The 20,465-nt window shown below is 47.5% G+C and carries 15 protein-coding genes; 9 read left to right on the top strand and 6 right to left on the bottom strand.

Features of this window, described 5'->3' with window-relative positions; all coding sequences use genetic code 11:
- Nucleotides 1-121: 121 nt before the first annotated feature.
- Complete coding sequence (gene hflX, locus QUA53_RS06560; RefSeq protein ID WP_333095770.1) at nucleotides 122-1,714, bottom strand: GTPase HflX; 1,593 nt, start codon at nucleotides 1,712-1,714, stop codon at nucleotides 122-124.
- Between the two features lie 582 nt (nucleotides 1,715-2,296).
- On the opposite strand from hflX, the gene QUA53_RS06555 reads away from it, so the two are divergent.
- The 4 genes from QUA53_RS06555 (at nucleotide 2,297) to QUA53_RS06540 (ending at nucleotide 4,852) form a co-directional block, all read left to right on the top strand.
- A complete protein-coding gene (locus tag QUA53_RS06555) occupies nucleotides 2,297-2,509 on the top strand; it encodes a chlorophyll a/b-binding protein (RefSeq protein WP_333041855.1) in 213 nt (70 codons plus the stop codon).
- A gap of 298 nt (nucleotides 2,510-2,807) precedes the next feature.
- A complete protein-coding gene (locus QUA53_RS06550) occupies nucleotides 2,808-3,086 on the top strand; it encodes a Photosystem I reaction center subunit PsaK (protein ID WP_333095769.1) in 279 nt (92 codons plus the stop codon).
- 531 nt (nucleotides 3,087-3,617) lie between these two features.
- Nucleotides 3,618-3,770: a hypothetical protein gene (locus tag QUA53_RS06545; protein ID WP_333221953.1), complete on the top strand. Its 153-nt coding sequence runs from the start codon at nucleotides 3,618-3,620 to the stop codon at nucleotides 3,768-3,770.
- 53 nt (nucleotides 3,771-3,823) lie between these two features.
- On the top strand, nucleotides 3,824-4,852 hold the full coding sequence (locus QUA53_RS06540) for a hypothetical protein (RefSeq protein WP_333095767.1): 1,029 nt from the start codon (nucleotides 3,824-3,826) through the stop codon (nucleotides 4,850-4,852).
- Between the two features lie 279 nt (nucleotides 4,853-5,131).
- On the opposite strand, the gene QUA53_RS06535 is transcribed toward QUA53_RS06540, so the two are convergent.
- Complete coding sequence (locus QUA53_RS06535; RefSeq protein WP_333095766.1) at nucleotides 5,132-5,386, bottom strand: hypothetical protein; 255 nt, start codon at nucleotides 5,384-5,386, stop codon at nucleotides 5,132-5,134.
- Between QUA53_RS06535 and QUA53_RS06530 the strand changes: the two genes are divergently transcribed.
- On the top strand, nucleotides 5,385-5,801 hold the full coding sequence (locus QUA53_RS06530; protein WP_333095765.1) for a hypothetical protein: 417 nt from the start codon (nucleotides 5,385-5,387) through the stop codon (nucleotides 5,799-5,801). The genes QUA53_RS06535 and QUA53_RS06530 overlap by 2 nt on opposite strands.
- A gap of 14 nt (nucleotides 5,802-5,815) precedes the next feature.
- Complete coding sequence (locus tag QUA53_RS06525; protein ID WP_333095764.1) at nucleotides 5,816-6,145, top strand: DUF433 domain-containing protein; 330 nt, start codon at nucleotides 5,816-5,818, stop codon at nucleotides 6,143-6,145.
- Nucleotides 6,146-6,195: 50 nt separating this feature from the next.
- On the opposite strand, the gene QUA53_RS06520 is transcribed toward QUA53_RS06525, so the two are convergent.
- From QUA53_RS06520 to QUA53_RS06505, 4 genes are all read right to left on the bottom strand, one after another.
- Entirely contained in the window at nucleotides 6,196-6,543 is a 348-nt protein-coding gene (locus QUA53_RS06520) for a XisI protein (RefSeq protein WP_333095763.1), read from the bottom strand.
- Between the two features lie 181 nt (nucleotides 6,544-6,724).
- The gene (locus QUA53_RS06515) at nucleotides 6,725-8,014 is read right to left on the bottom strand and encodes a cation:proton antiporter domain-containing protein (RefSeq protein WP_333095762.1); all 1,290 of its coding nucleotides are present in this window, start codon (nucleotides 8,012-8,014) and stop codon (nucleotides 6,725-6,727) included.
- A gap of 223 nt (nucleotides 8,015-8,237) precedes the next feature.
- Nucleotides 8,238-11,111, bottom strand: coding sequence for a zinc-dependent metalloprotease (locus QUA53_RS06510; RefSeq protein WP_445304922.1), 2,874 nt, complete (start codon nucleotides 11,109-11,111; stop codon nucleotides 8,238-8,240).
- Between the two features lie 106 nt (nucleotides 11,112-11,217).
- The gene (locus QUA53_RS06505) at nucleotides 11,218-14,733 is read right to left on the bottom strand and encodes a hypothetical protein (protein WP_333095760.1); all 3,516 of its coding nucleotides are present in this window, start codon (nucleotides 14,731-14,733) and stop codon (nucleotides 11,218-11,220) included.
- A 638-nt stretch (nucleotides 14,734-15,371) separates the two neighbouring features.
- Here QUA53_RS06505 and QUA53_RS06500 point away from each other — a divergent pair.
- From QUA53_RS06500 to QUA53_RS06490, 3 genes are all read left to right on the top strand, one after another.
- The gene (locus QUA53_RS06500; RefSeq protein ID WP_333095759.1) at nucleotides 15,372-15,596 is read left to right on the top strand and encodes a hypothetical protein; all 225 of its coding nucleotides are present in this window, start codon (nucleotides 15,372-15,374) and stop codon (nucleotides 15,594-15,596) included.
- Between the two features lie 420 nt (nucleotides 15,597-16,016).
- Nucleotides 16,017-19,142 carry a phosphoenolpyruvate carboxylase gene (gene ppc, locus QUA53_RS06495; protein ID WP_333095758.1) on the top strand — a complete coding sequence of 1,042 codons (3,126 nt, stop codon included), beginning with the start codon at nucleotides 16,017-16,019 and terminating at the stop codon, nucleotides 19,140-19,142.
- 137 nt (nucleotides 19,143-19,279) lie between these two features.
- The coding region (locus QUA53_RS06490; protein WP_333095757.1) for a phosphodiester glycosidase family protein at nucleotides 19,280-20,465 on the top strand (1,186 nt) is incomplete at its 3' end.

Raw genomic sequence — 20,465 nt, 5'->3', positions numbered from 1 at the left:
TTGTACTTTGCAATGCACAATCTGACTACTCTTTTATAATCTCACAGTTCGACTAGATCTGTCCTCAGTATATGTACGTATATTCCCCCATGTCAACTATTCAAAAGGAATATTTAAGTATTTACCGAGGGTAGAGGGCGTATTGAATGAGCTGAGCTAGTCTCTCGCGGAGAGTTTCCATCCCGAGACCTTTGGCAGCAGAAATAAATACTGCTTGAGGAAATTCTTCTCTGGCAAGGGCGAGAGTATCTTCATCTACGGCATCGATTTTGTTGAAAACTACAAGGGCTGGGCCGGGAGTTACGGGCATATCTGTCAAAATATTCATGACCGATCGAATTTGGCTCTGCCAAGCGGGATGGGAGAGATCGACGAGATGCAGCAAAGCATCGGCGTCAGTGACTTCTTCGAGGGTAGCCCGGAAAGCGTCGATCAAGGCAGGGGGCAGTTCGCGAATAAAGCCCACTGTATCTGTGAGGACGATCGACAGGGGTTCCCCGGTGACGCCGGGAATGGTCAACCGTCGAGTTGTGGGGTCGAGGGTGGCAAATAACTGGTCGGCGGCGTAGACCTCGGAATTGGTGAGCAGGTTAAGCAGAGTCGATTTACCGGCGTTGGTGTAGCCGACGATCGCCACTGAGGGTACGTCGTGATGATGGCGGTTCTGCCGCAGCCGGAAGCGGTGCGCCAGCAGTTGATTTACTTCTTGCTGCAATCGAGAAATGCGTTTGGCGATCGTCCGCCGTTCGGTTTCTAGTTTGGTTTCCCCAGGGCCTCTGGTACCGATGCCGCCACCCTGTCTCGACATTGCCTGACCGCGACCTCTGAGCCGGGGCAGGGCGTACTCTAGCTGAGCGAGTTCGACTTGCAATTTACCCTCGCTCGTTCGAGCTCTTTGGGCAAAGATGTCGAGAATTACTTCTGTTCGATCGACAACGCGAAGACCTATCTGAGTTTCCAAGTTCCGTATTTGTGCGGGGGCCAGGTCGCGATCGAATACCACCAGGTTAGCGCTAATTGTCTGAGCGGTGAGGGAAATTTCCTGAACTTTGCCTTCGCCGACCACTGTTTGCGGATGGGGGCGCGATCGTTTTTGGCGCACTGTTTGCAATACCTGACCCCCGGCGCTTTCTACCAGCCGCGTGATTTCTGCCAGCCCGTCCTCAAATTCCAACTGAGTCATGTGCTGAGTCATTACACCTACCAACAGCACTTTGTCTTGGTCTGCATCGACCTGCTTAGCGACAAACTCTGCTTGAAACTCTGCTTCGAGTCCTTCCACCAAATCCAGAAAGTCTTGGTCGGCGAGTTCGTCCAAATTCAGCGGTTCTGATATTTTCCAGGGAAAGTGTTGAGTTTTGATTATTGACTTTGGAATTGAAGGCTCTTCTATTTCATCAGTTGCATCTGGTTCTAACTGAGCGCTCAAAACAGAGAACTCAAAATTTGGCTGGTCTCCCTGGGGTATCAGGTGAGCGAGATAAGTTTCTTGAATGTAACCAGTCGCACCGCCGCCGCGGCGCTGAAATCCTCCGCCGGTCAGTGTCAGCCAAACGAGGGCGTCCAAGCGCTGAATTGCCATTGCTGTGAGGGCTGCTTCGCTTGGGGTTTCTGGCTTTAGGTGGGTGGCGATGCAGCGAATGCCGCTGAGGCGACCTCCCCCGTAGCGGGGCAATTCTAGGGGCGCAATCTGCGTTTGCCGGGGTGAACCCACGCCGACGCGAATTACTTGTCCGCGACGGTTGATGTAGGTGCAGATTGGTTTGTCTATTTCCGTGCTGATGGCGGCGACGCGCTGGGCGAATTCTGCAGTGGTGATGCGATCGCCCGGTAGTCGCTGGTGGTAAAGCTTTTCGAGTTGCTTGAGCTGGCTGGACTTTAAACCTTGAAGATTGCCGTAGATGGTTTCGATAACTGTTTCTCCCGATCGCTCTGTTTATCTCCTATTTTAATTAACTCCCGCGCGATGTGTTCGGCTTTTCAGTTGAAATTTACTAAATTTTCTTGCGTCTAGGATCTCGCGAATTCAGTATTGTCGAGTCACCAGCGCCGTTGTTTGTCGCTACGACGGGGCGATGGAGCCTTTCACAGCGGCCATATCAACTTGCAGTTGTATTTAATATCTACAGATACAGGCGATCGCTTAAAAAATCCCCCTCAACAAAACTTAACACTTTATTCTCCGCTTCAAAATCCTCCTTTAGACTTGTGTGTATCTTGAGCCTACAGGCAGATAGCAAAGCAGAAATTAGGCCGCTACCATGAGAAGCGAAACATTGTTAAGGAATGTAAAAACATGGAAACTCGTCCTACTAACTTGCCTCCTACAGCTAATGCTTACAACGGCAAAGATCGGAATGCCTTTTTGTTTGGCTTCAACCCGCAAGCAGAACTTTGGAACGGTCGCTTAGCGATGATCGGTTTCTTAGCTTATTTGCTTTGGGACGCCGCTGGATATAGCGTTCTCCGTGACATACTTCACTTTCTGCCTACCTACATTGCTCAGTAATGAGTAGCGGTATTTCCTGTCTGGCAGCGTGAGTAAATGCCACCACTGCCAGACAGGCTAAAAGTTACAAATGGCAGCGAGTATGGTTTGGTTCCTTTGTATCTTTCGTTACTTTTGAATGGCATTAAAAGACTTTTTGCTGTAATTCGATGATTAGGGGTGGGGGCGCTGTCGCTGGCGCGGTGAAGATGAACAGCAACAGATATTTATTGCGTAAAGGCGATCGCCCCTACTGTATTTTTGGCAATAAATCTCATCGAGCATTTCTGATAATTTATGAAAAATAGGAGCATCAACGATGATTAACTCAAATTTACTGGCAGTAGTAGAATCGACTTTGGCTGACACAGCATCAGGAAATTGGCAAAAACCAATAGTGATGTTGGTTTGCAATATATTAGCATTGCTAGTTCTCAGCCGCCGAATTTGGCATCCCCACGTCGGACCGAAAATGCCTCTACCCTTCCCCTCTTTGTTCAACAATGTTAGCGTACCGGCATTCCTGGCTTGCATGAGCGCAGGTCATTTGCTCGGAGCATTCATGATTTTGACCCTCAACATCGACAAGTATTTCTAGCATAAATGGCGTCGATTTTGTGGTGATTTATTGCTAGATTTTTTAGTAAGTTAAAAAGTGCCAAATAAATGGTAGGGGTAAGTGAAAAGCGCTTACCCCTAATTTTATTTTGCTTTGCTAATTTACGGTATGAAAGCCTAAATAGGCAAGTCATAGAAACCAGTACCCACAAAGCTTGGGAATTTTAAAATGATTTTTTTCATACCCTGATTAAACAACGCGTTAATCAGGGTATAAATTAATTAACTTTTCTCGGAAATTACAAAACTCACCCTCCGAGGGCTTATAGCAATTGGGAAATCTAAATTCCTACCTGTATTCAGCAACAGATTAATGCGACTGAATTTGCGAATTCAAAACCTTAGAAATTCGATCGCGCGTTGCTCATAATAGATGAAAACCCTATAGAGGCGCACTGGTTATGAACTGGAAAGCACAAATTCACTTATTTATCGCTTGCGGCTGCGATAGCCAAGAGGTGTAATTTATTTGCGGTTTAGTCCTCATACGCCGGAAGAACCAGCATCACTATTGTTAAATTTATTACAGACCGAAGGATTGCAAGTTGAGGAACGGTTTAGCATGGTGGAGGGCGATCGGATTCGTCAAAGCCCATACCGTAGTTATTGCCGGAAGCAAGTAGTTGTGTGGATTGAGGCAGGCTTTGGGTTTAGCAGTCCTTAATTCACACTCGATGTGTTACACTTGTACTACAAGCTTGACTCACTTATGATCTTATGATGAACCTCGAACGTAAAACACATAGAGATGGCAACTTATACCCTAAAGCATTTAATTGTCTAAAACTTCTCCCTGAAAGCTTTACCTATCATAACGAGCACACCCAACGGCATCCGTTCTCAATCTACAGTAGCTCGATACAGGAAGTCATGCAGTCTTTCAATGGTGTTCTGGATGAAATCGATCAGATTTATACGGCTTTGTTTAATGCTGATGGAAATTTAGATTATCCTTTAAAGAAGCTGCCTGATTTACAAAAAAAATTACTACACGCCTTACAATCTCACATTGATGATTGCTATTGGATTATTAAAGTTATTCACCCATATGATAGCAATGTTCAGGAAAAACATCCAGACCGTTGGTTGGATAAGGTCAAACACCCTGCTTATAAGCCTTTTCGGAATGCAATCAATGACTACAGAGAATCATTTGCTCCTATTGTTAATAAGATTAAACACAATGGTGGTCAATTGCGTCCCATAATGATGTACTCAATGGGACGTGGCATAGTTGCACGTACTGTAGACAAAGGTATTCAAACTTTTCCCAAAAATGCTCGTATTGTTGGGTATTTTCTAGAGGGGATGCAACCTAATGGGCGTATAGGCCCTGATTGTGAAATTCATCCCGATGGTATAACCGCTATTTCCTTAAATCGAGACCTACGTTATCACTTTGCAAATCTCTACCGAGTGGGTGATCATTTGAGGGCTGCAATTGCGAGAACGGTTCGTCACTTTCACGGAGAAAAATTGCGTCGCGATGTCGCTGTTAATGATACCGCCTCCCAATATGATATAGAGTCAATTGCAGAACGCGTCAGTAAGCTGCCACCTCTATTCTTTGAGAATGAGTTTTCTAAGAAAACACCAGATATTAAGTTCCACCGTCATAACGGGAATGCAGATTTGATTTTGGAGGTTCCTGGTTCTCAGTATATGACTTGGGAGGGAGAATTAATGATATATTATGAAATACAAGTAGATGCTGTGTGCCCTTACTATCAACTTCCTTACAGGTAAGTCAGAAGCGTTTGTAATTCCATACCCGGAATGCCTAACAACGAAATAACATTGTCTAGGTTGGGTTTCGTTCCTCAACCCAACCTAGGTGAATTTTAATTTTTAGCCTTAACTGAACTGTATTAGTTCATCACCAATTTGGACTAACAACCAGGAGCGATCGCCCACACCACTCTTGTTATCATTAAAATCAATGGCTGCAAAAGGGAGCTTAGATTATGCTTGCCCTCATCTCACCATAAAAAATTCAATGGGCTGCGGGTTCTGTAATACGCTTACCTACGACTTGGCAAGATTATCAGAGTTTGTACGATCGCCCTGGAGACGGCTCAATTCCGCGTCTGAAGTATCGCAACCGAGAAGTGCGATCGCCATTTCGATCGCCAATTTCCCCGACACAGAAGCATTAGGTTTCGTAGATTGCAAACCAGGACGCGGACAGTAAAATCGAGAAGTTCCAGGCGATTTAGTTCGAGATAAGGTGAAAGCCCGATCGCTAAAATTATAAATAGATTTTGCTGCCAAGATAACCATGACCACCATCACCCTCAACCTCTCTCCCGAACTCGAACAGCAGATCCGCACTGAAGCAGCTAGACAGGGCGTTGAACCCGATCTCTACATCCTCAACGCCCTACAAGAACGCCTCCAGCCTAGACTTCCAACCACCCAACCTACTGAAGCCGACTTGCTGCAACAAATTAACATCGGCTTTAGTGCACAAACCTGGGAAGAATACCATGCCCTCATCGCCAAGCGTCATGCCGAAACCCTGACTCCCGAAGAACACAAGCAACTGATCCAAATGAGCGATCGCCTTGAACAACTCAATGTTGCCCGCATTCAAGCCTTAATTCAACTCGCAACCTTCCGCAACCAACCTCTGACAGACCTCATGCAGACCCTTGGCTGCCTGCGGGTTCTTCCGTCTATGATAATAAGTAGTTAGAATCAAAAAAATGTATGCCAGTTGTAGCAGTTAAAACTTACATAGAGTATCGGAATGATGCCTATTGGGTTGAAGGAACTCGGATTTCTCTTGACTCGATCGCCTATGCTTTCCAACAAGGATTATCGCCCGAAAGTATTGTTCAGTCTTTCCCACTACTGACACTGGAACAGGTTTATGGCGCGATCGCCTTTTATCTAGCCAACCGCGCTGAAATCGACGCTTACCTAGCCGCCGAAGAAGCCGCATTTGATGCCATGCCTCAACCTCTACAAACCAGCGATCCAGCTTTGTACAACAAACTGATTGCAGCTAAAGCAGCAAGACAGCAGGTGCGATCGTGAATGTGCGCTATCAAGCTGATATTATCTAAAATCTCGGTCAAGACGAGAAGCTATGCGATCGCATATCCAGTGAACTCTCGGACTTCCGGTGGATGAAAAGCCAGAACAATCCGATCTTTGGGTACGCCAGAGGCGACGAGTTCATCAGTGATGCCGTCTTCAATACCATCATAATGAATCCAGATTTTGTCATTGCGAATTTCGGCGTGAACCACAGTACCATGAACTCGCAGATGATTTTCCCAACCTTCATGTATCAGCATAAAATGGTCGCGATCGCGGCTCACCACCACATAGGTAATCACATCCCCATAAGTATAAGGAAGATCCGCATAGTATTGGAGAATTTTCTCCAACGTCTCACGCCATTGGTCTACGGGTTGATTTGCGGTTGCCATTTGATAATCTCCTCCGTGTTTGGGTCAAAAACTATCATGCGAAAACCCGGTTCTTCTAGCAGCAATTTCCCAGCTTCCTCTTTAAAGTACGATGCAATTTCCGATATCTCTATCCGCAGCCAATTCTCAACACGATCTGCATCAGATATTTTTAAGTTATGCTGATACCGATTATTTTAAATTAGTATTTTGGGGCTGGTACATCGTTATTTCCCTGTAACAATAAACCCACTAGGGGAGATGTGATTAGGGTAGTAAAAATCGCCATTATTACCATAATAGTAAATAAAGTAGGAGTAATTACACCTTGCTCTAAACCAATATTGAGGATAATTAATTCCATTAACCCTCTAGCGTTCATTAATGCACCAATAGTCGCAGATTCCCGCCAATTCACCCCTGAGATTCGGGCTGCTAACAAACAAGCTACCCCTTTCCCTAAAATAGCAAGCCCTATAATTACGATGGTAATGACCCAGAGTGTAGGGGTATTTACTAACCCAATTTGGGTATTTAAACCCGAGAATACAAAGAAGATTGGCAATAAAAAAGAAGTGGTGATAAACTCAGTGTATTGTCTTACCTGTTCAGCAAATTCCCCGCGAGGCATAACGCTACCTAAAATAAATGCCCCAAATACCGCATATATACCCATATAATCGGTAAACCAGGAGCATAACATAAGAATTATTAAGACTAATGTGAGAGTTTGCATGGTTACTTTACGATCGCGTTTAGTCCAACGACTAAATATACTAAACATGGGTCTGCCGACAAAAATCATTAACAATACATAGCCAATTCCGCCACCAATTGCCAAGGCGGCAATACTGGCAGAATTCTTAATACTTGCTAATACAATTGCCAGTAAACACCACGCACTCGCATCATCGATTGAACCTGCTGCTAATGCTAAAGTTCCAAAGGTTGTTTTCGCAATACCTCTTTCATACAACATCCGGGCCAACATCGGAAAGGCGGTAATTGACATGGAAGCGCCTAAATATAAAGCCGCAGCCCAAGAGGTTATGTCAGGATTAAAAAGTTGTGCATTGCTGTACAAAAACAAAGCGAAGATCGCTCCCAATGTAAATGGTGCTATGATACCAGCAGCCGATATCAGAACCGCACTCCTGACATTACTCTTTAACAAATCGGCGTTCAATTCCAAGCCGATCAAAAACATATAAATTACTAAGCCTATCTGACTGATAGCGAAAAGAACAGACATGGAAGGATTGGGAATTTTTATTCCTGTGGCCAACAATAGAGAAGTATGAGGAAATAGCCATTGCTGCAAATCCGGCGCCACCAAACCAAATAGCGATGGACCCAACATTACCCCAGCGATCATCTCACAAACAACCTCAGTTTGTCCTAAATAACGCCCAATCATTGATACAATACGACAACTTCCCAAAATAATCGTTAGTTGTAGCAAGAGCTTTAGCACGATCTCAAAATTAGACATATATTTATACCAATTCTCCAAATTCTTGCAACAACCATGGGTGTTTTGTTTGTTTGCGCTCAAGGGCCCGAGTAGGTGCACTCGCTCATCAATTGTCGCTCGCCTTTAGGAGTTAAGGGTGACGACGCACCCTACCACTACTTTGTTGATCGGGACTTACGCACGATGCCGGGGTTAGACTAAATTTTACTCTGTTTATGACTAATCTTTTGTTTCAGTCTCTTTAATTCGACTGAATCTGTGCATTCAAAACCTTAGAAATTCGATCGCGCGTTTCCTCCAAATGAGCCCGCGTATAAGCATCAGCATTCCGATCCAAATTCCGAATACTCTTGCTCAAACCCTCCCGCAACTGCCGCAACTCGTACCAAGCCAAACTCCGCGCATCCTCTGGAACATTCGTTTTTCGCAGCACCATTCCGATCAAAATCGCCAAATGTTCCCGCTGCAAAGAACGCCGAAAAGTTGAAATTTGCATCTTCTTTTCCGGCTGCAAAACCTCCTGCCAGATATCCTTTTGCACAGTATCCAACACTTCCGGCAACCTCAAAGCAGTTTCCGGCGCTGATTTTAACTCGGCATCCCGCAGTCTCGCCAAGCGCACCGGAGATAGCAAAACCCGCAACACAAACCGCTGCAAAAAAGTAATTCGATCGCCGATCGGGTAATCTAGAGGAAACACCAAAGCCGGACTTCCCCAGTGTTCCCAGCGCGAAGGCGCCAATTTGTTGAGCAATTCCGGCGCAAAACTAAACGCATCCGGCGCAAAAACGTACTTTTCCAGTGTTGCTAAAGCTTCTCGCTGCTGAGAAAGTTCGATCGGCACAAACGGCAACTTCGCATTAGCGTCACCGGGGCGAATCCGATTAAACGACTGTCCCCCCACATACAAAGTCGCATTCATCACCTGCTGAACATAATACCCGAACACCGAATCAAACATCACCCGCAGTTCGTTATAACCGTCTTCCCCAACCGGAATTCGCTTTTCTAAACGCTTCCACATCGCCCTCGCATTATCCAATTGCCATTGCGAATACCTCAGCATATTGGCGCTGAGATCGAAGGTATTTGCAGCGGGGTCGAGAATATCAACAGAATCCTCATCTGGCGCGTAAGCTAATTGGGGTTCCGCAGCGCGGCTGGCAATTTGTTGCAGCGCTGGTAAGTCGCTGTTCGGGTTTGCGCCGCCAATCACTTTGTAACCGTACTCGATCGCCCAATCGTCGTAAGGCCCTACAATCGTCGGATAATAGTCGCCCTGCACAGTTCCCTGCGGTGCCAAATTAATCGGCACATAATCCATCACCGACGCAATCATACCTTGCGTGCGAGTTACCTGAGTATTGTTCAAATCCTCCGGTTGCAGCATCGTACTCCCGTGAAAATTGTGCCTCAAACCGAGAGTATGACCGACTTCGTGGGCAGTCAAAAATCGGATATATTCATTAACATAATTGTCAATCGTCCCACTGCTAGGCGCTGCATTTTCCAACAGATCCATCGACATTGCCCCGATCGCAAACTGTCGGCTCGATTCCAACCCAAAACACATATCCGAACTCGACATCAACCGCGATAAATGCGATCGCTTTTGCTCTTGGTATCTTTCTACCAAAGTCGGCAAATCATCAGCAATTCCACCTTGAGCATTTTCCCCGCTGCTTTTTCCTAAATCCCCATTTTCTAGCACCTTCAAATAGCGAGAATACATCCCAAACTGACAGGGATTAGTATTAGAACCGTTTCGCCCTTGAAAACTCTTAGATAGCGAGCGATTTTGTTCGACCAAAGACCGATAACCCTGTTTGATTTCCCGGACAACATTAGCATCCAACAGAATGTCAGCATCCAAAATTTCCCCCGTCAGCGGGTTAGTGCGAGACGGCCCGATGCCAGCAAACTGAGGCTCAAAAGAACTCGCCCAGCGGATAGTATTGTAGCGAACGTCAGCCGGGTCCCATTTAGCATTGTCCGGCATTTGTTTGACCTGAATTGCGTCAGTAAAACCTGCCTTTTCAAAAGCTTTGTTCCACTCCAAAACGCCCTCGCGAATTGCGTTTCGGTATTCGGGAGGCACATTATTTTCAATCCAAAAGACGATCGGCTGTACCGGAGGCGACATCGGCGCTGTCGGGATTTGCTTTTGCAAATGCCAGCGATTAATATAGCGCACAAAAGGCTCCCGGCTGCTCTTGTCAGAAAAGTCCTTATATGCTGTAAGAAAATAGCCCACTCGCTCGTCCGCCAGTCTGGGGCGGTAGCCGTTATTTAGCGGCACTTCCGAGAAACTGTAATGAATGCGGAGGTTAAAAGCCCGACTGTCAGGAACCGAAGGTAAATAGTTAACTTGACTGTCATTATCGCTAGAAAAACCATAGACAGAAGCAATCTCCACATTCAGTGGAAACGCTTTAACATCTTTAAAAGAAGACTTGTCTGCATCGATCGAGTACGAAGCGCCCAAAATCATCGGCAAAATCGCTTTTACCCCTGGTAAATCGCGTTTTTCGCTCATTAGCAAATCTCCTAAATCGATTAGCAGAGTTTGTTTTTGCGGATGAATGCTTTTGAGAGGCAAAGAATAGAGAATCGAATCGCTAAATCCCCGTGCTACCGAACCTGCTTGCGGATCGCCCGGAGTTGTGCGAAAATTTACATTTGGTATCACAAACTGCACGTTATTTTGGACGCGCCGCAGTTGAAACAAGAAATCGCCGAGCGGCATTCCGCTCAAAATGCCCGATTCTCCCAAACCCGATGCCAATGTCACAAAGCAGAGGAACTTTTTGTTGAGTTGTTCCGGTTTAATTTCCAGATATACTTTATCAGTGGCTTGATTGCGGTAAAGAGTAAATAATCCCTCTAACTGTTGTGTGTCTTTAACCACCTGTTCAAAAGGTGCCAGAGTTGGCTGTTCGCTACTTTGTTCGTTGCTGGGCGGCCCAGAGGATAAAGCTAAAGGTAAAAAGAAACCTTTATACAAACTGAAGCAGAAAAATGCTAAAGATAATATAAAAAATATCAAAGGCAGATTTTTTCTATGATTTTTTATCTGTGTATTTTGGCTATTTTCAGGAAATATCAATCTTTTCATTTTCAGTATTTAGCCGCCGGAAAGAATAGTTTTGAGATCGTCGCGCAGCACTCGCCACGCTGGATCCCTTTAACTTCTAAAATAACTCAAAACTCAAAAGTCAAAACTACTGTTTCGCCGGCCAGGGAATCATGGGATCTTGAGCCAACCGCTTAGACACTGCAACTGCACCGTAACGGTTGAGGTGGCTGGGGTCGGAAAAAGATTCCCGCGCCTGCGGCCACAATAAACTCTTATCTAGGAAAATTAGTCCGCTTTGGGCTGCTAATTCTTGCATATATTGCCGGAATTCTTGTTCGTAACCTGTCCGCACCGGATCTAAATAATCTTCAGTCAGAGGCATATTTACAAACACGAGATTGATGTTGCGAACCTTGGTAAATTCGATAAGATTTTTGAGTGCTAGAGCTTGTTCGCCAATCAATTTAAAATTTTGATAATCGGAGTCGTAATAACCAGATACTTTCGGGTGCTTCTGAAAGTATGTTTCGGGATTGAAGCGTATATCGATCGGCAAAAAGCCATTTGGTTGATACTCGCTGACTGGTTTACTCGCACCGGTTGGCTGGGCATTTTCCGTTGTTTGTTCGCCCAGGGCTGCGGTTTGGGGGCTGTCGGTTGCAACAGGAGCTGATGGATTAACGATCGATCGCAAAAACCCTTTAAGTCGATCGCGCTTTTTATAAATTGCAGAACCCTCAACCAACTTCTGACTCACCAATTGCTGAACGTTAGCTTGAGTTTGTCCCAAATTGTTTACCAATTCAGTGGCAGTCGCCACCGGATTGTTGGCGCTTTCGTTCGATGTTTCGGATTCTAATTGATTGGTGCGGATCAGAAAACTACCTCGGCTCAATTGCCTGTAACCTTCCGAAGAAGCGATCGCACTAAAAGTCAAATCCGGCCGCCCGCTGTTGAGAGCCCTCGCCCCGTCCGCCAACACCAGCAATTTCGGCAGTTGTTGCGGCGGCAAAATCCGGCGGACGATCGAATCTACAACCTGCAGAGTAGCTCCATTCACTCCAAAATTGTAAGCCGTCAGCCCCGGGTAGCCCGAAGCTGCCAAAGCTGTTTCCAACACCGCCGGGTCGATGCCCCGCAGCGCCCTCGAACTACCGACAATTAAAATATCCGGCGGTTTTTTGTGCAGGTGGATGTACTCTTGATAGCGCGCTATCTGGTCGTCAAGCTGCTCGCTCCTCAAAGTCGGGAACACCGGAGGAGCAGAAACATCAGCTACAGGAACGCTAGTATTTCCCGGTTTCGTAAACCCAGAACCATTGAAAGCCTCTTGCTGGTTCGCCGACGGCGACGGCTGCAACGGAATTTGAGGCAAATTCACCTCATCAGCAGGGGGAACGGGGTTCGGCGTTTCCTTCGGAAGTGAGGCTGTAACGTCGCCCAAAGCCTTGGGAGCTGAATTTTGACAGTTGGGCCCTCTGCAAACTTCGGAAGCGCTAGGAGCTTGACTGACAGTCGCAGATTGCAGAAATAAACCCAGCAGCCAATCGGTATTGAAAGTCAGCAGACAGCCGGCGATCGCCCAAATCAAAGCCATGCCGGCCGCGCGATCGGCTCTCACGCCCCCCGGCGCAGCAGCATTTGTTGACAAACCATCGTTGGGAACAAACAAACCCGAAGCGACAAGCGGTTGCACCGCAGCTTGAACGAATTGCTCGCCCAGATTGTATCCGGGGAGTCTGATTTTGAAGCGGGGCCGCCAGGAGTTGGGCATCGGAGCATCGAACACCAAGTTGTCGCCCAAACCCGAAAAACTCCCATCCTCGGCCGGCGCAAACTCCGGCACCGGTTCCTTTTGCAACACAGCCACTTGGGAGGGAGCCGGTGCGGGTGCCGCTGATTCCTCGTTAACAGCCGTTCTGAGGTCGATTGCGTAGCGCCACAGGGGCAGTTTCTGGCCGGCGCGCCGTCCGTAGACTCGCACCCCTGCCACTCCCGGAATTTGTAAGTGCCGCAAAAATTTCGCCACCGGCGGGCCTACCTTCGACTGAGAAGGGCAAGTCAGAGCTTCTGTCATGACGTGCAGCACGTTGGCTTTTTGCAGCACGACAGCCCGAATCCCTCCTGTTTCCAGCTTGCGTCTGAGATTGGGGTTGAGCAACCTGTTCAATAAAAAAGTCAGAGCCAATTGGTCGCCCTCGACTGCCAGCGTTCTAGCGTTTGCAGCCAAGTCGGGGTGGTGGGCGGCAGGCAAGTCCACCCAGTCTATCCACACCGGGGACTCCGGCGCCGCCTGAGAGTCCTTGGCTGGTTCTACGCCGTAGATAGTAGCTGCGCGGATGCCTTGGGGCGCAAACGAGGCTAACAAAGGGGCGATCGCGTCGGTGGTTTGGTGCTTATCCGGGTATTCTTGCCGTTTAGGCTTTTGTCCTTTTTTGGCAGTTTTGCTGCAAAACAGGTGGAGGGTTGCTTCTTTGAGGGTAGCCCGCACTTCGACTCTCGATGCAGCCAAGTGTTGATTTAGCAGTTTGGCGATCGACTGTACGTCTCCCCACCTGGCCCATTCCTTGAGAATTTTGTCCGGCGAAGTCAAATCCACCCGCAGCAGCCAGTCCGGCTTCGCTTCGCCGCTGACTTGGCTGGCGATCGCGGCTTCCCGGAAATCCTCTAGTTGCAGTTTCCGCAGCCGGCCGGCGATGGGTTCGGCCAGCAATGAGGGGTCTGGGCTGTAAGCTGACTCGCACAGCACCAGCAGTCGGCGTTCCTTGGGCTTGATATTTTCCGGCGCATTCACCGGCAGGGTTTCCCGGCTGGTTTTGAGTTCTTTTTCGCGAATGCTTACTTTCACCGAAACTCCCATCGGGCCGAGGATTTCGCTGAGATAGCTGGCGATCGCATCTGGATAGCCCCGGCGCGCCAACGTTTCCGGCGAAACTGTCAATGTTCCACCGCGATCGCCCTCGCCTGAGTCAGCTTCGGGGGATTGAATCAAAGCCACCGCGCCACGGTTCGCTTTCTGCTGCGGGGGAACGGTCCAAGCGAAAGCTTCCCGCGTCGCAGCAGCCGAAGTGTCGATCGTCACGGGGGAAGTTTCAAAAGCTTCTGGGTATTGAATGCGGGAGGCAATCGGCAGACTTTCGGCGTCAAAATCCAGTTCTTCCCGTACTTGCGGCGGGTGGGCCGCTGTTTCTACTGGTTTTGGTGTCTGTTTGAGTTTCTGGTTGTCATTCTTAAATTTGCCGAAAAATCCGCCTCTTTTACGGCTTCCTGGCGTTTCGTCGGGGGAGATCGCTGGCGGCGGCGCTTCGGTAACTTTTGGTTCTGGTTGCTGTGGCTGTTGCTGTCGCTTGGGACTGCTGCAATCGAGCCGGACTGTCCAGTCATTTTGTCGGGAACCGATTTTGCGGCCGCACAGAAACAACTGGTAAATTTTAGGTCGATCGGGCAGCAGTCGCGTTAAATCAGTGTGTTCGAGGGCGTTGGTAAATCTCGCCGTCACCAATTCTTGAGACGGACACTGCGCTGCTTCGCACAAAATGTGCAGGTGATTTCCCCGCAAACGCGCTTGTACTTGAACTTCGGGAAGCCCTAAAGCTTCTTGCGCCCACTGCGACGCGCTCGATCGATTGTCTGCCAATATGCTCCCGTTCGCATTCAACATGAAACTCTAAATTTTGCCAAAGCTGGTTTTGTTTTCTAGAAATAGCACAGTTACAGATTTTACAGACAATTATTTGATTTGCCGAGGCTAACCGTTTTCTCTGGTTTAAGCCATGCTGGACTTAGTGTCTTGCCTTGTATCCCCTCGGCTTTGAGCCGTTGGGGAATATTTTTTTGATAGTACCTCGACATTTTGGCACAGATAGGTCCAACTTAAGCCAAGCAATAAGTTATTCGTCATTAGTCATATCGTTTCCGTTTGCATCCGAATAATAATTAGACATCTCTCATGATTCTTGTGGAACAGGCATCCTGCCTGTTGAAGACTGGCTTTTCGGGAAATGTCTATTATTTTCCGACTGTAGTGCTGTGGTTTCGTCATGCTCCGCGGAGAGAGTCGCACGATGATCGATACCATTCGGGGAGTATCCGGATTTTATACAAAGCGTTTTTTCCGAGTGCGAGCTTAATATCTCGCGAGAAGATATTTATAGACTTGGCTGCGCGGGGACGATCGCTTGCAGGATATCATTCCGATGTCACCCGATTTGAGTTCAGAAGTCATTAGTCAGAAAGCAGCGGTCAAGATGATTATTTGCCTTGTAAACTGAGGATTACGGATTGACACAGGAGAAATTTATGCCGTCGGAAAACCAAGACTTGCTCAAAAATAAAACACCTAACAGTCCAAAGTTGCCAGTTCCCTCAGACATTTTATTGAGCTTGGTCGCCTTACCCATGCTAGGCGGGTTGGTGGTGGCTAAAGCTGCTGCTGAGTTTGTTGCGTCGATCGGCGTTGAAAGCGAAGAAGTCTTTCGGGGGTCGCGCCTCCCCGTGCTCAACTTTCCTCAATCACACGACTAGAAAGACCAAGGAAGGATGCTGCAGCTAGAAGTTTAATTTTTTGACCCCGCCTAAAAAGGCATACTAGCCCCCGACTCCTGTCGTGGAGAGATAAAAATTTTCGACCCTAGTTTAACTTCCCAGATTCATCTTTGGAGTAAATCTAAAATTGTTCGACTGAGCGCGACTCAACTGAGCGCTCGCCGAACGTCTCAGGCTGAGCGTCTAAAATCTAAAATCGCAAGTCAACTGATATGAAAGCTTGACAATAGGTACAATCTGTGGCCTAAGAATTAATCTTTCCTTATACTTTGTACATAAGTGCCTTCTACTTTCTACGTTGCAATAAGTTGTCTCAAATTTGACTGCAAACAAAAGTGTTTTAGGCGAAACTAAACCATACAATTTTCTTGACACCCGCAGCTATTGAGGAACAGCCCGATGAGTTCAGTCCTCCAGTCTTCAGAACAGGCTATTGATGCAACATCTATTTCCTATTCTCCCGCTTACTCAAAATCAGACCTGTTTCTGCGCAATCGCCTCAAAGTAGTAGAGGACTTGTGGGAATCGGTGCTGCGACAGGAGTGCGGGCAGGAATTGGTGGATTTGCTGCAACAAATGCGATCGGTCAATTCCGCCGAGGGACAGGCCACTCACTTTCGCGAGTCGAATGTCGTACAGCTAATTGAAAAGCTCGACCTTAACGCCGCCATCCGCGCCGCTCGGGCTTTTGCACTGTATTTCCAGTTAATCAACATAGTCGAACAGCACTACGAACAGCGAGACCAACAGTTAGCTTACACTAGCAGCAACGATGCTGGTGGGCGGATGTTTTCTAAGCTGCCAGGACAAGCAACGGATGCCCCCGATCGCCCGCGGCACAGGGAAGGCCCAGACCCCGCCCAAACGCCTCTGAGCAAGGCAGACAGCAGCGAGACGATCGCTCGAGATGCCGGCACTTTTCACCAACTTTTCCCGATGCTGCTGCGCTTGAACGTGCCCAGCCAGCAAATTCAGCGCTTGATCGATCAGTTAGACATCCGCTTGGTATTCACCGCTCACCCGACGGAAATTGTCCGCCACACGATCCGCACCAAGCAGCGGCGAATGGCGAAGATTCTCCAACAGCTAGACCAAGTTGACGAGAAATTTCAGGTGATCGGGGCCGACTCTCAAAGCCCCTACCCGGTGTCTTGCTGGGAAGCAGCGGCTCTCCAAGAGCAACTGATGGAAGAAATTCGCCTCTGGTGGCGCACTGACGAATTGCACCAGTTCAAGCCGACTGTGCTTGACGAGGTGGAGTACACTCTGCACTACTTTGAGGAAGTGCTGTTTGATGCTATTCCCGAACTCTACCACCGCTTAAAGCAAGCTCTGCACGCTTCTTACCCTTATCTGAAACCGCCGAGTTACAATTTTTGCAAGTTCGGTTCTTGGGTGGGTTCTGACAGGGACGGCAACCCTTCTGTGACTCCGAAAGTTACTTGGCAAACGGCTTGCTATCAGCGCCACTTGGTGCTAGAGAAGTACATCAGCGCGGTGAAACGGCTAAATGAACTGTTGAGTTTGTCGCTGCATTGGAGCGACGTGCTGCCGGAATTGCTCGAATCTCTCGATCGCGACAGATCTGAATTTCCCGAGGTTTACGAGCAATGGGCAATCCGCTACCGCCAAGAACCTTATCGGTTGAAGCTGGCCTACGTGCTGCAGCGGCTGGAAAATACGCGCGATCGCAATTGGCGGCTCTACAAAGGAGACGAGTTGCAGCGGGAACGCGAAGCTTTGTCGGAAAATCCCGGAATGACAGGCCTTTATCGATCGGGCGCTGAGTTTTTAGCCGAGCTGCAGCTCATCGAGCACAATTTAGTGGAAACAGGTTTGAGCTGTCGGGACTTGGAAAATCTGCTCTGCCAAGTAGAAATTTACGGGTTTAATTTGGCTTACCTAGATATCCGCCAAGAATCAACAGTACACTCCGACGCTTTGAGCGAAATTGCTGAATACTTGCAAATTTTGCCCAAGTCTTACAATCAAATGTCGGAAGGCGATCGAATTATTTGGCTGGCAACGGAACTGCAAACTCGCCGCCCTTTAATTCCAGCAGAATTACCCTTTTCTCCCAAAACTTGCGAGACGATCAATACCTTCCGAATATTGAGGCAAATGCACCAGGAGTTTGGTCCGGAAATTTGCCAAACATACGTGATCAGCATGAGTCACGATGTCAGCGATTTGCTGGCGGTTTTGTTGTTAGCAAAAGAAGCAGGACTTTACGACCCGGCGACTGGAATTAGCAGCTTTCAAGTAGTTCCTCTGTTTGAAACGGTGGAAGATTTGAAAAAAGCGCCTGCAGTAATGCAGCAGTTATTTGAATTACCGCTTTATATGGCTCTACTAACAGGAGGATACGCGCAGGAATTAGCGGAAAAAAGTGCAGAAAATATCCAAGGTTCAATTGAAACTCTCAAATTGCAAGAGGTGATGCTGGGCTATTCGGACAGCAATAAAGATTCGGGTTTCCTCAGCAGCAATTGGGAAATCCACAAAGCTCAAAAGGCTTTGCAAATGGTTGCGGAAAAATACAATGTAGAGTTGCGGATTTTTCACGGCCGAGGCGGTTCGGTAGGGCGCGGTGGCGGCCCTGCTTACAAGGCTATTTTGGCTCAGCCTGGAAAGAGTATTAGCGGGCGAATTAAGATTACTGAACAAGGCGAGGTTTTGGCTTCTAAATATTCTTTGCCGGAGTTGGCGCTTTACAATTTAGAAACGGTAGCGGCGGCGGTAATTCAAGCTAGTTTGCTGCACACTGGTTTCGATGGCATCGACCCTTGGAATGAGATTATGGAGGAGTTGTCGGTGAGATCGCGATCGCACTACCGCCATTTAATTTACGAACAGCCGGATTTAGTCGATTTCTTTCACCAAGTTACCCCGATTCAAGAAATCAGCCAGTTGCAGATTAGTTCTCGCCCGGCCCGGCGGGGTGGTAAAAAAGACATCAGCGGTTTGCGAGCAATTCCGTGGGTTTTTAGCTGGACTCAAAGCCGCTTTTTGCTGCCTTCTTGGTACGGTGTCGGCACAGCTTTGCAAGAGTTTTTGCTGGAGGAACCGGAAGAACACATGAAACTTTTACAGTATTTCTACTTGAAGTGGCCATTTTTTAGAATGGTAATTTCTAAGGTGGAAATGACTTTATCTAAGGTGGATTTGCAAATTGCAGAACACTACGTGCGGGAGTTAGCTTTGCCGGCTGAAAAGGAGCGTTTTAAGGCTTTATTCGATCAAATTGCTGCCGAATTTCACTTGATTCGCGATTTGGTTTTAACGATTACCGGACACCAACGTTTGTTGGATGGAGATCCGTCGCTGCAGCGTTCGGTGCAGTTGCGAAATGCGACGATTGTGCCTTTGGGTTTGTTGCAAGTTTCGCTGCTGAAACGCTTGCGGCAGCACGGTAGTGGCGGGGTTCCGGGGGTGATTCACTCGCGTTACAGCAAGGGTGAATTGTTGCGGGGAGCTCTGCTGACGATTAATGGCATTGCTGCAGGGATGCGGAATACCGGCTAGGGAAATAGTTTTGAGTTTTGAATTAGTGGTAAGGTGCGCTGCAGGCACCTTGCTACTGGTAGTTTCAGAATTGGCGCGATCGCCGATTGTAGTCACAGCCATAGAAAACTGTTCGCTATCCTAGCTGAGATTTTTTTATGTCTAAACGCAAACAGTCTGAAGGTTGTCGCCCGATACTGCGGCGCACTTTTTTATTTTTAACGGGCATAGCTTTGGCGCGGGTTGCGGCTGACTATTTTGCGATCGCCCAAAACCGAGATAGTTTCTTGACTCTCATGGGTCAACTGTGGCAAAAGTCACTCGCTTTTTTATCAAGTATACAATCAAATCAACCTCCTCAACATCTGCCCAGCCATCCCGTTGTAAAATCAGGGAAAACTCCTCAAACTCTGTCCAGAAATCCCATAGTAAAATCGCCGCAAACTCCTCAACGAAATGCCGCCAATTATCCTTTTGTGCAGTCTCAACCTCAAATTATCAGACGTTCCGCTAAGCAAGCAAAACCTGTACAAGTTAGCAGTCAAAATGTAGGTGGCACAAGTTTTTATCTCACAACTATTGACCTCGCCGATCCAGAAATTTACATCACAATTGGGTTAGCTAATAATGCAGATTTTGCAAATACTTCTAAAGTAACGCGGGGCGACGAACACTTTGAAAATATGGTGTCGCGTTACCGGGCTGCTGTTGTTGCTAACGGGACTTTTTTTGGTAAAGATGAGCAGAAATCTGTGCTGGGAAATATGGTGGCAGCGGGTAAGTTTCTTAAATACAGCCGATGGGAAAATTACGGCACGACTTTGGGAATTAAAGCGGGAAATCAATTGGAAATGGTGACGGCTAGAATCGAAGGTAAGCCGGATTGGAGTCAACATTGGTTTTCTCTGACTTGCGGACCGAGATTGGTGAAAGGAGGGAAAGTTTGGCTGTCTCCTTTATCAGAAGGTTTTAAAGATTCTCATGTTTTGGGTGTGGGTTCGAGAACGGCGATCGGCTTTCCGGCTTCGAGAGATAAGTTATTTTTGGTGACTTTTATTGATAGTTTGTCTTTGGAAGCAGAAGCTAAAATTATGCAGGCTATCGGCTGTTTGGAAGCGATGAATTTGGACGGGGGCGCTTCGGTGGGTTTGGCTCATCAGGGGCAGGTTTTATTGCCACCGGGCCGGAATTTGACGAATGTGCTGGTGGTTTACGATCGCGAAAATCGAGCGCCGGCTCAGTTAAAGGAGTCCTGGGAACGCTTTCAAACCCACATTCCGCAGATATTTAAGCAGAGAGAAAGGAAGATAGATTCGGCAACACAAAACCCCCAAACGATTGCTG

Source organism: Microcoleus sp. Pol12B3 (assembly GCF_036701355.1).
Classification (GTDB): domain Bacteria; phylum Cyanobacteriota; class Cyanobacteriia; order Cyanobacteriales; family Microcoleaceae; genus Microcoleus.
Note: the sequence above shows the minus strand (reverse complement) of the source record. Positions and strands in the feature narration are given on the sequence as shown.